The 12,717-nt window shown below is 66.1% G+C and carries 12 protein-coding genes and 1 tRNA gene; 6 read left to right on the forward strand and 7 right to left on the reverse strand.

The genetic code is table 11. The features are described 5' to 3' along the window. The first annotated feature begins 330 nt into the window (after nucleotides 1–330). Nucleotides 331–1,677: a lysine N(6)-hydroxylase/L-ornithine N(5)-oxygenase family protein gene (locus Q3Y56_RS24200; protein WP_304463940.1), complete on the forward strand. Its 1,347-nt coding sequence runs from the start codon at nucleotides 331–333 to the stop codon at nucleotides 1,675–1,677. A gap of 92 nt (nucleotides 1,678–1,769) precedes the next feature. Here the strand turns inward: Q3Y56_RS24200 and Q3Y56_RS24205 are convergent, their stop codons facing one another. Next, nucleotides 1,770–1,991 (reverse strand): MbtH family protein, encoded by a 222-nt coding sequence (locus Q3Y56_RS24205; protein WP_304463941.1) that lies wholly within the window; start codon nucleotides 1,989–1,991, stop codon nucleotides 1,770–1,772. 194 nt (nucleotides 1,992–2,185) lie between these two features. Here Q3Y56_RS24205 and argJ point away from each other — a divergent pair, with 194 nt between their 5' ends. The 3 genes from argJ to Q3Y56_RS24220 are packed head-to-tail and all read left to right on the forward strand — an operon-like array spanning nucleotide 2,186 to nucleotide 5,534. Continuing rightward, entirely contained in the window at nucleotides 2,186–3,349 is a 1,164-nt protein-coding gene (gene argJ, locus Q3Y56_RS24210; RefSeq protein WP_304463942.1) for a bifunctional glutamate N-acetyltransferase/amino-acid acetyltransferase ArgJ, read from the forward strand. Next, the gene (gene argB / locus Q3Y56_RS24215) at nucleotides 3,346–4,290 is read left to right on the forward strand and encodes an acetylglutamate kinase (RefSeq protein WP_304463943.1); all 945 of its coding nucleotides are present in this window, start codon (nucleotides 3,346–3,348) and stop codon (nucleotides 4,288–4,290) included. The genes argJ and argB overlap by 4 nt, the downstream gene beginning before the upstream one ends. Further along, nucleotides 4,287–5,534 (forward strand): acetylornithine transaminase, encoded by a 1,248-nt coding sequence (locus Q3Y56_RS24220; RefSeq protein WP_304463944.1) that lies wholly within the window; start codon nucleotides 4,287–4,289, stop codon nucleotides 5,532–5,534. Before argB ends, Q3Y56_RS24220 begins: the two co-directional genes overlap by 4 nt. A gap of 242 nt (nucleotides 5,535–5,776) precedes the next feature. Here the strand turns inward: Q3Y56_RS24220 and Q3Y56_RS24225 are convergent, their stop codons facing one another. After that, nucleotides 5,777–6,424, reverse strand: coding sequence for a hypothetical protein (locus Q3Y56_RS24225; RefSeq protein ID WP_304463945.1), 648 nt, complete (start codon nucleotides 6,422–6,424; stop codon nucleotides 5,777–5,779). Between the two features lie 338 nt (nucleotides 6,425–6,762). Between Q3Y56_RS24225 and Q3Y56_RS24230 the strand changes: the two genes are divergently transcribed. Further along, nucleotides 6,763–8,028, forward strand: a complete 1,266-nt coding sequence (locus Q3Y56_RS24230; RefSeq protein ID WP_304463946.1) for an HNH endonuclease signature motif containing protein — start codon at nucleotides 6,763–6,765, stop codon at nucleotides 8,026–8,028. A 162-nt stretch (nucleotides 8,029–8,190) separates the two neighbouring features. Here the strand turns inward: Q3Y56_RS24230 and Q3Y56_RS24235 are convergent. Continuing rightward, nucleotides 8,191–8,275, reverse strand: a tRNA-Arg gene (locus tag Q3Y56_RS24235). A 126-nt stretch (nucleotides 8,276–8,401) separates the two neighbouring features. On the opposite strand from Q3Y56_RS24235, the gene Q3Y56_RS24240 reads away from it, so the two are divergent. After that, entirely contained in the window at nucleotides 8,402–9,523 is a 1,122-nt protein-coding gene (locus Q3Y56_RS24240) for a hypothetical protein (protein ID WP_304463947.1), read from the forward strand. A 67-nt stretch (nucleotides 9,524–9,590) separates the two neighbouring features. On the opposite strand, the gene Q3Y56_RS24245 is transcribed toward Q3Y56_RS24240, so the two are convergent. The 4 genes from Q3Y56_RS24245 to Q3Y56_RS24260 all read right to left on the reverse strand — a co-directional run bounded on the left by Q3Y56_RS24245 (nucleotide 9,591) and on the right by Q3Y56_RS24260 (nucleotide 12,697). Further along, the gene (locus tag Q3Y56_RS24245; protein ID WP_304463948.1) at nucleotides 9,591–10,397 is read right to left on the reverse strand and encodes a DUF6602 domain-containing protein; all 807 of its coding nucleotides are present in this window, start codon (nucleotides 10,395–10,397) and stop codon (nucleotides 9,591–9,593) included. Nucleotides 10,398–10,602: 205 nt separating this feature from the next. Beyond that, nucleotides 10,603–11,433, reverse strand: a complete 831-nt coding sequence (locus tag Q3Y56_RS24250) for a hypothetical protein (RefSeq protein WP_304463949.1) — start codon at nucleotides 11,431–11,433, stop codon at nucleotides 10,603–10,605. 437 nt (nucleotides 11,434–11,870) lie between these two features. After that, entirely contained in the window at nucleotides 11,871–12,290 is a 420-nt protein-coding gene (locus Q3Y56_RS24255; RefSeq protein WP_304463950.1) for a hypothetical protein, read from the reverse strand. Continuing rightward, complete coding sequence (locus Q3Y56_RS24260; RefSeq protein ID WP_369696790.1) at nucleotides 12,284–12,697, reverse strand: ATP-binding protein; 414 nt, start codon at nucleotides 12,695–12,697, stop codon at nucleotides 12,284–12,286. The genes Q3Y56_RS24255 and Q3Y56_RS24260 overlap by 7 nt, the downstream gene beginning before the upstream one ends. Nucleotides 12,698–12,717 lie beyond the last annotated feature (20 nt).

A 12,717-nucleotide genomic window follows, 5' to 3' on the forward strand; every position in this document is an offset into this window, starting at 1 on the left:
GACGCTACCAGTGCTTTGAGCGGCCGGATGAAAAATCCTCGACCGGTCGCTGCCGCTGTCCTGTCGGCAGGACAGCGGCCCCTCGGCGCGCGGTGTGCCGGGACCCTCTTGCAAGGTCTGCCCGGTCCCTCTAAGTTGACGTCGCGGTGTTCTCCAGCGCAATACTTCATGCGTGTCTCCCGGACCACCGGTCGAGATGTTCGAGACCATCAGCCGTGAGCTTGACAAAAGTTACCAGCATTCCCGACCAGGGTCCTTTTGGGTTACCGCAGTTGACCCATCGAAGATGCGGAAGTCCCAGTAGCAGCTACGCCAGCGGGAGAATTTTCTATGGGTACTCGTGAACCTGAGGTATACGACGTGGTGGGCATCGGGTTCGGCCCGTCCAACCTGTCGCTCGCCATCGCCCTGGAAGAACACCAGGCCAATGTCCCGGAACGTCCGATCACCGCCGCCTTCTTCGAGCGGCAGCCGTCGTTCGGCTGGCATCGCAACATGCTGCTGCCGTCGACGACCATGCAGATTTCCTTCCTGAAGGACTTGGCCACCTTCCGCAACCCGGTGTCGCGGTACAGCTTCGTGTCGTATCTGCACGCGTCGGGCCGGCTTCCGCAGTTCGTCAACAACCAGGACTTCTTCCCGACCCGCCAGGAGTTCCACCAGTACCTGGAATGGGCCGAATCGAGCCTGTCCGACCGGGTCTCCTACGGCTCGGAGGTCACCGCGATCCGGCTACCGCGGGAGGCGGGGGCCGAGGTGCCGGAGTATCTCCAGCTCGAGATCCGCAGCACTACCGGTGCGGGCACCAGGCTGGTCAACGCGCGCAACGTGGCCATCTCGACGGGACTGGTGCCGCGCATGCCGGACGGCATGGTCCGCGACGAGCGGGTCTGGCACAGCTCGGAATTCCTGGAAAAGTACAACCGGATGGACCCGGACGAGCTCAAGAGCGTGGCAGTGGTCGGCGCCGGCCAGAGCGCGGCGGAAATCACCAGGTTCCTGTACGACATGCTCCCGCATGCGCAGGTTTCCGCGATCATTCCCTCCTACGGGTATTCCGTCGCGGATGACACGCCCTTCGCCAACCAGGTCTTCGACCCCGCTGCGGTCGACGACTACTACTTCGGAACCGAGCAGACGCGGGAAGCGTTCTGGCGCTACCACAAGAACACGAACTACTCGGTGGTCGACGACGAGGTCATCAGGGACCTGCACCGACGCTCGTACGAGGAAGAGGTCCGGAACCACAAGCGCCTCCACTTCCTCAACCTGACCAGGGTCAGCGACGTCAAGCGGGCCGGGGACGTCACGCGGGTCTCCCTGCAGTCGCTGCTCGACAGCCACGTGCAGGAGCTCGACGTCGACGCGCTCGTCTTCGCCACCGGCTACGACACCATGGAGCCGACCGGCCTGCTCGGCGACCTCGACCGCCACTGCCTGCGGGACGAGGACGGACGGCACCGGGTGGAGCGCGACTACCGGCTCGTCACCACCTCGGATCTGCCCTGCGACATCTACCTCCAGGGCGGCACCGAGCACACCCACGGCCTGTCCTCGTCCCTGCTGTCGAACATCGCCATACGCAGCGGTGAGATCGCCGATGCCATCGTCGCCCGGCGCGCCGAGCGTGAATCGGGGCGCCGGATCCCCGTCGGGGCCACCGGCGAGAGCGCCTGACGGCTCACACCGTACGCAGGGCGGGCCCGGTGCTGGAGACAGCGCCGGGCCCGCCCTTGGATGGGCCCCCTCATTGATCCAGGGGCCGGACGTCACGCCTTGTCGGCCGCCATGGCGTCGCGCAGGCTCTTCGGCCGCAGGTCGGTCCAGTTCTGCTCGACGTAGTCCAGGCACTGCTGGCGGCCGTCCTCACCGAACACGACCCGCCAGCCGTCGGGAACCTCGACGAACGACGGCCACAAAGAGTGCTGTTCCTCCTCGTTCACCAGCACATAGAACCGGCCATCGGCGTCGTCGAACGGGTTGCTGCTCATCGTCACTCCAATTCAATCCGGCTGGGTTGAAACCGTGTTCTCAAACATTGCCAGATACCGCGCCGTCCTGTGGACAGGACGGTTCGGTCGGTGCTGAAATCCTTAATTGCCCGCGGTGTATTACGAGTTCCCGGGCAGTCGCGGCCGTCGGCCCTCCCGGTTAAACGGGGACCTTCCACTACAGGAGTTGCGCCATGAGCGTCACGGCAGCACAAGGATTCTCGGCCGCGGGTATCGCGGCCGGAATCAAGTCCAATGGCAGCCCGGACCTGGCCCTGGTGGTCAACCATGGTCCGAGCCGGGCCGCGGCGGGCGTCCTCACCGCCAACCGGGTGAAGGCGGCGCCCGTGGTGTGGTGCGAACGGGTCCTCAAGGGCGGCGCGGTGAGCGCCGTCGTCCTCAACTCCGGCGGCGCCAACGCCTGTACGGGACCGGAGGGCTTCCAGGACACGCGGGCCACCGCCGAGAAGGTGGCCGCGGTGGTCGACGGCCACAGCGCCGACGAGGTCGCCGTCGCGTCCACCGGGCTGATCGGCGTCCGACTGCCGATGGACAAGCTGCTCACCGGAGTCGGGAAGGCGGCGGCGGACCTGTCCGCCGGCGCGGACGCCGGCGAGAGGGCCGCGATCGCCATCAAGACCACCGACACCGTGCACAAGACCGCCGTCGTGCGGAGCCCGGCGGGCTGGACCGTCGGCGGCATGGCCAAGGGGGCGGGCATGCTCGCCCCCGGCCTGGCCACGATGCTGGTCGTCCTGACCACCGACGCGGATCTGGACAGCGAGCCCCTGGACGCGGCGCTGCGCGCGGCGACGCGTACGACGTTCGACCGGATCGACTCCGACGGCTGCATGTCCACCAACGACACCGTGCTGCTGCTGGCCTCCGGCGCCTCGGAGGTCGTCCCGGACCAGGCGGAGTTCGCCGAGGCGGTACGGGCGGTGTGCGGCGATCTCGCCCGGCAGCTCATCGGTGACGCCGAGGGCGCCTCCAAGGACATCCGCATCGAGGTCGTCAACGCGGCCACCGAGGACGACGCCGTCGAGGTCGGTCGCTCCATCGCCCGCAACAACCTGCTCAAGTGCGCCATCCACGGTGAGGACCCCAACTGGGGCCGGGTGCTCTCCGCGATCGGCACCACCTCCGCCGCCTTCGAGCCAAACCGGCTGAACGTCGCCATCAACGGCGTCCGGGTCTGCGTGAACGGGGCGATCGGCGAGAGCCGCGACGCGGTCGACATGCGCGGCAGGGAGGTCGTCATCACCGCCGACCTCGCGGCGGGCGGCGAGTCGGCCGTCTTCTGGGCCAACGACCTGACCGCCGAGTACGTCCACGAGAACAGCGCGTACTCCTCATGAGGACGAGCACGCGGGAGCACCCCGCCCTCTCCAAAGCGCGGGCCGTGAGCGAGGCGCTGCCCTGGCTCAGCCGCCATCAGGGCACCACCTGCGTCATCAAGCTCGGCGGCCACGCCATGGTCGACGAAGAACTGCTGCAGACCTTCGCCAACGACGTCGTCTTCCTCAGGCACGCCGGGCTCAAGCCGGTCGTGGTGCACGGCGGCGGCCCGCAGATCAGCGCCGAACTCGAACGGCAGGGCCTGGTCAGCGAGTTCAAGGCGGGCCTGCGGGTCACGTCCTCGCAGGCCATGGACGTCGTGCGGATGGTCCTCGCCGGACAGGTGCAGCGTGATCTGGTGGGTCGCATCAACCGACACGGCCCGCTCGCCGTCGGCATGACCGGTGAGGACGCGGGCACCATCACGGCGGTCAAGCACCGTCCCGTCGTCGACGGCGAGCCGGTCGACATCGGCCGGGTCGGCGAGATCACCGCGGTGCACACCAGCGCCATCGAGGCACTCCTTGCGGACGGTCACATTCCGGTCATCTCCTCCATCGCCCGCAGCGCCGACGACCACTACGTCTACAACGTCAACGCCGACACCGCGGCCGCCGCGGTGGCCGTCGCGCTGCGGGCCCACGCGCTGGTCGTCCTCACCGACGTCGAGGGCCTGTACGCGGACTGGCCGCACAGCGACGAGGTGATCAGCAGGCTCAGCGCCAGCGAGCTGGAGAAGCTGCTGCCGGGACTGGCCGACGGCATGGTGCCCAAGATGGCCGGCTGCCTGCACGCGGTGCGCAACGGCGTCGGCAGCGCCCGCGTGATCGACGGCCGTGTCCAGCACTCGGTGCTGCTGGAGATGTTCACCAGGGAGGAGATCGGCACGCTCGTGATGCCGGACGACGCGGCCGACGACAGGTTCTCCTACTACGAACGACTCGAAAGGGGCATCGGATGAGCGCGGCAGCACAATCCGCCGCGGCAGCGCAATCCGCCGCGGGGGCGAACGCGGAGCTCTCCCGGCGCTGGCAGTCGTCGCTGATGGACAACTACGGCACTCCCCGGGTGCCGCTGGTGCGCGGCGAGGGCGCCGTCTTCTGGGACGCGGACGGCAAGGAGTACCTGGACTTCGTCGGCGGCATCGCCGTCAACTCCCTGGGTACCGCGCACCCCGCCGTCGTACGGGCGGTCAGCGAGCAGGTCGGCCGCCTCGGCCACGTCTCGAACCTGTTCATCGCCGAGCCGCCGGTCCTGCTCGCCGAGCGGCTCCTGGCCCTGTCGGGCCGGGCCGGACGCGTCTACCTCTCCAACTCCGGTGCCGAGGCCAACGAGGCGGCCTTCAAGATCGGCAGGATGACCGGGCGGAGCCGCATGGTCGCGACGCAGGGCGCGTTCCACGGCCGCACCATGGGCTCCCTCGCACTCACCGGGCAGCCCGCCAAACGCACCCCCTTCGAGCCGCTGCCCGGCGACGTCACCCATGTGCCCTTCGGTGACGCCGCGGCCCTGGCCGCGGCCGTCACGACCGACACCGCGCTGGTGGTCATCGAGCCGATCCAGGGCGAGAACGGCGTCGTCGTACCGCCGCCCGGCTATCTGGCCGCCGCCCGGGAGATCACGCGCGCCACCGGAGCGCTGCTCGTCCTGGACGAGGTGCAGACCGGCATCGGCAGGACCGGCCACTGGTTCGAGCACCAGGCGCAGGGCGTCGAGCCGGACGTCCTCACGCTCGCCAAGGGCCTGGGCGGCGGGCTGCCGATCGGCGCGACCCTCGCCTTCGGCGAGGCCGCCGAGCTGCTGACGCCCGGCACGCACGGCACCACTTTCGGCGGCAACCCGGTCGCCTGCGCCGCGGCCCTCGCCGTACTCGACACCATCGCCGCCGACGGGCTCCTGGACCACGTCACCCGGCAGGGCGAGCGGCTGCGGCAGGGCATCGCGGCGCTTGACCACCCGCTGGTCGAGCTGGTCCGCGGAGCGGGCCTGCTGCTGGGCGTCGTCCTCACCGAGCCGCTCGCCGCCGAGGTGCAGCAGGCGGCCCAGGACGCGGGTCTGCTGGTGAACGCCGTCGCGCCGGGGGTGATCCGGCTGGCTCCGCCGCTGATCATCGGCGACGACGAGGTGGCGACGTTCCTCGACAGGCTGCCCGGTGTGCTGGACAAGGTGTCCCGGGTCGGCGGCGGTTCCTCCGCGGCCCGCTGAGGAGGCGGTCCCTCCGCGGCCCGCTGAGCCGCCGCAATCCTCGGCGGGGCCCCAGCCCACGACGTAGGTCTCCCGTTCCCGCCCGGCCGCGGCACCCGCGGGTGACCGACGCGTAGGCGGTGGTGCCGTCGTCGCTGAGCGGTGCCGCCCGGTCGGAGATCTCCTCGCGGCGGGCGCGCGCACGACGACGCGGGGTGGGGCGGCGGAGGCGGCGAAACCGGGGCGGGCGGGGCGCGGTTGGGCTACCGGCCGCTGCCCCAGCCGCCGGGCTGCGGGACCCCGGTGAGGGCGACGAAGACGTCATCGAGATCAGGGGTGTGCACCGTGAGCGCCTCGGCCTCGATGGACGCGCTGTCCAGGGCCGCCAGGACAGCCCGCAGGGTGGAAATGCCGCCGTCGCTGGGGATGCGCAGCGCCAGCGCGTCGTCGTCCCGGACGGCGGGAACGAAGAGCGCGGCGGCCGATTCGAGACTGCTCGCGTCGGCGAACCGGAGACGGATGTGGCCGCCGGGGGCGCAGCACTCCGCCTCGTGCCCCACGGATTCCCAGCGGGCCTCGGCGGCGGGGCCCAGGGCCGGAGCCGGGTCCGAGCCCGGGGCCAGGTCCGTAACCGGTCCTGGACCCGCGTCCGAGACCGGGGCCGGGGCTGGAGGCGGCGTTACCACGAACTCGGGCTCGATGCCGCGTAGTTGTACGACGACCGAGCCCGGCGCCAGGTTCTGGTTGACCTGGTCCATGGCGGCGGACAGCGCGTTCAGCAGGGTGAGCCGAGCGGCCGATTCGAGGGGGGCGGTGAGTCGGTCGGCCAACGCGCGGGCTTCGTCACCGCCGGCGTCTGCGGCGACTGCGAGCTCATACCGGAGGCTGTCGACGTACGGCGTGAGGTCCATGACGCCATTGTGGCACAGTTATGGCGCCATCGGCGAGCCATCCGGAACGAGCCGGTGAGTTGGCCGAAACACGCCTTCGCCCCGGCGGCCACCGGATCTGCCGTTGGGTCCAGCCGCCCCACCTGCTCCAGTCGGACCTCGCTCTGGTCAGATAGTCCTACTAGTCGTACCTAGGGGACTGGAGTGCCGAAGTGGCCGATGGGCGAGACTTGATCGGGCGGATAGGGAAGCTGCACCCCGCCCACCGGCGCACGGGTCAGCCTCTGCACCGCCCGTTGCTGCTCCTGTGGGCCATAGCCCAAGCGATACATGGGCGTCCGCGCGAGCAGCCTTGGTCAGTGGTCAAGGAGGCGGTGGGGCCCCTGCTCGTCGCGTTCACCGACTCCGCCAACGGGCAGCAGGATGTGCTGTATCCCTTCTGGGCTCTGCAGCGGGACAAGCTGTGGGAAGTGGCACAGTCTGACGGCCTTCCCCTGACGAGCCAGGGGCGACGCCCCAAATTGTCTGCGCTAGACCAGGCGAACCCGCTTGCCGGGCTGCCGAAGCAGGACTACGACCGTCTGGCCGAAGACCTAGAACTGGCGGCATGGGCGGTGAGCACCCTGCTCGTGCGATTCTTCACGCCCACGCCCGCACCCCTGCTCCAAGCTTTGGGCCTACAGGAGTTGATGGCTGGACAGATTTCCACCCGCTTGCGCCCCTTGCCCGGTGAGCCATACCCACATCGCAACGCCATCGCCGACGTTTATGGTGGCAATCGCGTCCTGGGGATCACTCCGCTTGCAGATGGCATCCTCACCGTCTACTCGGATGACAAGGGCCCTTACGCCGACCGGCGCATCCCGGAGACGAATTGGATTGCCTACACGGGCGACGGCCTGTCCGGCGATCAGAACCTGACCGGTGGCAATCGCGCCATGGCGGAGCACCAGAAGCAGCAGAAGGCCCTGCGCTACTGGCACAAGCCCTATAAAGGCCATTGGACGTTCGAAACCTGGGCCGTCATCGTCCAACGACGGCGACGCTGGGGACGCGGACAAGACGGCCAGCAACGTCGAGAGTTCGTTTGGATCCTCGCCCCTGTCCCCTCGCCGATGCAGGACACCTGGCCCCCGGAGGTCGTAGAAGCTCTCCGTCAGGATGACGGGCAGCTCCACGACGACTCTCTCGACGTCATCCCCATCGAGGTGGACTCAGCCTCGGAGTCGGAGCAGATCAGCGCCCGGGAGAAGCACAAGCAACTGGCGGCGGCTGCTCACCGAACAGCAGCCGGCCGAACCTGCCGATCCAGGCTCGCTCAAGTGGAGCGATACCTGCGCTCACCTGCTGCCCGCGAAGCAGTGATCATCCGCAGCGAAGGTCGCTGCGAAAACCCCGCCTGCATGGGGCACCCACTCGAGCGCACCGATGCTGACGAATCAATCCTGGAGGTTGACCATGTCAACGGCCTGGCACGTACTGGGCAGGACACCCCAGAAGTCATGATCGCGCTCTGCCCGAATTGCCACGCACTCAAGACGCGCGGTAGGAACCGGCGCACGTTGCAGAAGGAGCTGCTGGTAGTCGCTCGTCTTCGTCACCGAGCTTTCGCGATCGACGACTGAAGCGCATCATGCGCAATGGCGCCGCCTTGGCGCCATGAGGGAGTCTTACGTCCCCTGATCTGCTGACGTCGGTAGGGGGCGCCGCACGTGGCTGCACATACGCGAAGACCCCGCACTCAGCGACTTGGCTGGTGGCGGGGTCTTTTGGCACCTCATACAAGGTGCCCCCGGCAGGATTCGAACCTGCGCACACGGCTCCGGAGGCCGCTTGCGCTTCATGCGTTTCACCAGCTCAGCGCCTCAGAGGTGGCTGCCCGCCCCATGCCAGTCCACGGCTAGTCCGCGGCCTGGAGGATTGGCTGTGTGGCTCCATCCCCCCGGCGCCCTACAGGAGACTGGTGTGACTGTCAGCGGGGTGACCTAGGGTCAGGCCATGGCTACTAACGTTGAGGGGATGAACCCCGGCGATGTCCGCACGCGCACCGAGATCCGTGCAGTGTTCGGGGGGAGCCCCCAGGGAGGGATCTGTCCCTCTGAAGACATGCACAGCGTGAACCTCTACTCGGACCCGGACGTGGGCGAGCAGGCCGGATACTACGACGGCTGGCTGGCTGAAGAAGACGAGCTGGGCCCCGTCTTTGAGTACACCGGCGCCGGTAAGTCGGGTGACCAGACCTTCGACGGCGTCGCCGGCTCAGGGAACAGGGCGATTCTTCGGCACGCGGAGCAAGGCCGCGTGCTTCGCGTGTTCACACGAGTGGGCAAGGTGCCTGGTAGCGATACGAAGACGCACCGATACCTTGGGACGTTCACCCTGGACGGGATGCAGCCGTATGTGTGGCGCAGGGTTCATGGCGAGGATGGCAACGAGCGCGATGTCATCGTCTTCCGCCTGCGTCCCGAGGGTACTGTTCAACGTGCGAGCCAGGATGTGATCCCTCCCGCTGAGCACACCACGGCGGAGCTCGTGCCGTTTCAGGTTGTCACCGCGGCGATGTTCCAGTCAGACCCGGCAACAAGCGGTGAGTTGCCGATCCCCAAGCAGTCCGGGCGTAAGAGGAGTTCCACGCGCAAGGCGGCCCCCAACGCGGAGACCAGCGGCACGTTTGTGGTCCCTGAGGCATTCAGTACCAAGCTGAGTCTCCGGGCTGCGGCTGCTGCCACCATCGCCGTCCGCCGCGAGGCGGAACTGACGCAGGCATATAAGGCGCACTTGGAGTCTGCCGGACATCAGACCGGCGCCTTCCAGATCAAGGTGCAGGGTCTCACCTCAACCCTCCGCACGGACCTGTACGACGCCACGGACCACGTGCTCTACGAGGCGAAGGGCTCGAACTCCCGAGAGGATGTACGGATGGCTCTCGGGCAGATCCTGGACTACAGCCGCTATGTCAAGGCACCAGGGCAAGAAGGTGAGCCCAAGCGGGTCATCCTCTTGCCGGCCGCTCCCGCTCCCGATATATACACACTGCTCGATCGGTATGACGTTGGGGTCATCTACCGATCTGATGACGGCCGCTTCGTCGGAGAGGTCGTCCCTAAGATCGACCAGTAAGGGGAGCATTCTCTCTGTCGCCATTGCCGGAGTGGCGACAGAGGGAATGATCTACAAAATGGTTACCTTAGATGGTCCATTGCCTTGCGAAGTGCCCCAAAGGTGTCGCGCCGGAATACGGAATGAGGTCAAGCGGATTCATCCATGCATCAGAGAAATGGATGTTGAGATGCAGGGCCAGCGAGAGAAGGATGTCTTGCTCGGGCAGGGCATCGATCTGGATGAGTGATGCGCCTGCTACTGGGGATCTGAAGAGTGAGCCATTCCGCGGGTCGCCCCACTGCAGGTGTCCCTTCCCTGCAACCCACACGCTGTCTGGCCAATCGATCGGATTGCGAGTCCGGCACCAGTCCATGAGATGACTGCCGATGGTTTCCAGCTTGAGGCTGTCGAACGCAACGATCATGCCCGACGTCGGAAAATAATTGTGCGTCGCACCGTACGCTTTGGTGGAGCGTGGAATCGTTCCGGGGATCGGTCGGTATGAAGTCTTGGGGATCCTTCGCATCCGACTGATCTTGTTGCAGGCATCCGTGAGTTGAGTGCTGTCCAGCTTGGTCTTAACCTCTACCATGCCGTACACGCATTCGTTGGGGATGATCCTAAACCCGTTGAGGGTAGTGAACGGAGGCGTCCCGCGATCAATGAGGACAATGTCACATTGTGGCGATACATCTCCATTTGCGGCGATAATCTCCGCATTGTGTACCGCCTCTACGTGTGCTGGCAGATATCCGGACAGAAATTCCTGAATCAGTACCTCGCGTGACGTTCCAGCTTCGCCATTGTGGTTGAAGTTCTGCGACTGCTCAAAGTCGGCACGCATCCTCTTTGCCACTGAGCCGAGGATCTTGCCTAGTTTCTCTGTGGTCATGGATGGATCTTAGTGACGACTGATGCCTGAGAGGCTGGGAGGCGGCTTCGCCCTGAGCTTGAGAATCACCGACACCTCTGAGTCCGGTCGCGGCCTAGCCCGTAGTTCACCGATGCATCGGGTACGGCGGATGAAAACCGCTTTGGGGGGAATACCACTGCTATCTCCTATTCGTTGATAGCGCCGGCTGCTAGTGCCTGCTTCATCAGTCCGCGTGATCGATTGCATGGCGATGTTGGTCGGCGTCCTCGCCCCATCGTCCAGGCGAGTACCAAGGCTCCGATTGCGCATCTATTGTTTCCAGGGAAAACTTCACCGCAATGCGCGTGTCAAACTCTCCGACAATTTTCATGGCGCTCTTGGCGGTATGCAAGTAATCGTCGTGGGTGACTCTAAATAGATCGCCCCTCGTGAGTGAGGGGTCGTGGATCTGCATCTTGAATCGTTCGTCAATGATTCCGCGTCTATGTACAATCAAATTCCTAATTGCTACGCCGCGTTTCAGGGAAAGCCAATCCGGCTCCTCCTGGTGAATTGACAGGCCCAAGTTTTTCTCGACGTAGCGAGAGATTTCGTCCAGCCCTTCGTAGGATAGTTTCGTCACCCGCTTTTCGGCTGCCCAGGAGACGAATTCGGATAGGCTTCCATGTGAGAGTACGTCAGCTAGGGCCACCTGCTCCTTGGTCTTCAGTAGTTCTGGGCGGGCGACCATGGCTTCCGTGAGGGCATCTGACACGTAGACAAGGAAGCTGTCGACGCATCGAGTCAGGCCAAACTCGGTTCTCACTGGGATCGAATCATCGATCATCTTTCTGAGATTTCTACGTTGCTCGAAGAATTCAGGAAAAACTCCCTCTGGCCCGTCGGGTGACAAGTGTCCAAACGTATTTCCTATCGCGTCGATCATCATTTCGTAGCGCTTGAATATGGCTTCGGTTGATGCCATGTGGACGAGATCTCTTGCGTGCTGCTCGTAGAACCTTGCCGCCGATCTTGTGGTGCGCTTCGGCGTCCAGGTGAAATGATCCTTCTTCATTTTTGGCCCGTTCCAGAGATTCCGTTACTCTCTGTCTCAAGGCTACTTCGATTTGATGTGCGGTCCGCATAATCGGTGCATGACTCGTCCAAGTCGGCGGAGCGGGTTTGGCCGGTGTCCTGCCCGGTTTGGGGTCGGGCATGGTCAGGGGGCCGTACGCTGGCTCGGCAACTCGGGCAGGCTTGCCCCTGCCCGCAATGAGCACGAGTGGCCCCCTGGCCTTGCCCGACGCGGGACCCGAATCGGGGAGGTGGGGAAAGCCTTGGAGCCGACCCCCAGCCACGACGGCGCCCTCTCCTCAGCCAAGGTGATTGCTGCTGCCGCGCGGCTGGGCGGACCGGGCCGGAGCGGGGCGGAGACAGGAGCGGCGGCCCGGGGAGCCGGGCCGCGCGCGGCGAGCTTGCGAGCCGCCTTGAACCTGTAGAGAAGGTTGTAACTCAACCGTCGTGGGGCTGGTTTCGCCCCATCTTGTGCGTGGTGGGGCACGCGAACTGATACGCGCATTCAGGCAGGACCACGGCTTCGCGGTGGGCGAGAGGTAAGAAGGTCACCGGCCGGAGGATCCATTCGAGGCGGGTGTCCTCCTGGTTGACGGCGAACGTGGCCGCTTCACCGTTGGTCAGGGCGTCCTCGGCGTCCTTGTAGCCGTGCCTGACCCAGTCCCACGCCTCGTGGGCCGGTCCCCGGTCGAGTGCCGACGCGATGGTCCGGATCGTGACGCGGACCCATCGGGTGGCCTGGCCCGGGCTGTCGTGCTCGATCGAGGCGAGTAGTACGGGACGCCGCCCCGTGGACGGTGAGAGCGTCCAGCATTCGCACCAGTAGCCGGGTCGTAGACGCAGGCGGGGTTTCAGCATGCTGTGGCTCCTGCCGCGGGGGAGTGGAGTTCGGTCGTGACGGTTCGGCCGTGCTGGTTGCCGGTGATGTTGAGGCGGCACGCGAGGGTCATGACGATGCTGAGTCCGCGGCCGTGGGTGTCGTCCTTGTCGGCCTCGGTGACCTTGGGCTCGTAGGGCTGGCCGCCGGAGTCGGTGACGGAGACCGCGACCCGCTGCGGCGACAGGGACAACGTGACGTGGAAGGTGCCGGCACCTCCGCCGCTCGCCGTGTGGACGAGGGCGTTGGCGCCCAGCTCGCCGACGATCAGTTCCGCGTCGTCCGCGCACGGGTGCCCGCTGAGGATGTCGCGGGTCCAGTGACGGGCTCTGGCGACCTCTTCCAAAGAACCTGGGCACATCAGGCCCCAGACTCGCGGGCTACTCATATACTCGTCCATACAAGTTC

This window comes from Streptomyces sp. XD-27, from assembly GCF_030553055.1.
Lineage (GTDB): Bacteria > Actinomycetota > Actinomycetes > Streptomycetales > Streptomycetaceae > Streptomyces.

Coding starts and splice junctions, on each gene's coding strand:
- Q3Y56_RS24255 (WP_304463950.1), bottom strand. CDS start 12,290: ATGCTGAAACCCCGCCTGCGTCTACGACCCGGCTACTGGTGCGAATGC.
- argJ (WP_304463942.1), top strand. CDS start 2,186: ATGAGCGTCACGGCAGCACAAGGATTCTCGGCCGCGGGTATCGCGGCC.
- argB (WP_304463943.1), top strand. CDS start 3,346: ATGAGGACGAGCACGCGGGAGCACCCCGCCCTCTCCAAAGCGCGGGCC.
- Q3Y56_RS24245 (WP_304463948.1), bottom strand. CDS start 10,397: ATGACCACAGAGAAACTAGGCAAGATCCTCGGCTCAGTGGCAAAGAGG.
- Q3Y56_RS24220 (WP_304463944.1), top strand. CDS start 4,287: ATGAGCGCGGCAGCACAATCCGCCGCGGCAGCGCAATCCGCCGCGGGG.
- Q3Y56_RS24250 (WP_304463949.1), bottom strand. CDS start 11,433: ATGAAGAAGGATCATTTCACCTGGACGCCGAAGCGCACCACAAGATCG.
- Q3Y56_RS24200 (WP_304463940.1), top strand. CDS start 331: ATGGGTACTCGTGAACCTGAGGTATACGACGTGGTGGGCATCGGGTTC.
- Q3Y56_RS24260 (WP_369696790.1), bottom strand. CDS start 12,697: ATGAGTAGCCCGCGAGTCTGGGGCCTGATGTGCCCAGGTTCTTTGGAA.
- Q3Y56_RS24240 (WP_304463947.1), top strand. CDS start 8,402: ATGGCTACTAACGTTGAGGGGATGAACCCCGGCGATGTCCGCACGCGC.
- Q3Y56_RS24225 (WP_304463945.1), bottom strand. CDS start 6,424: ATGGACCTCACGCCGTACGTCGACAGCCTCCGGTATGAGCTCGCAGTC.
- Q3Y56_RS24205 (WP_304463941.1), bottom strand. CDS start 1,991: ATGAGCAGCAACCCGTTCGACGACGCCGATGGCCGGTTCTATGTGCTG.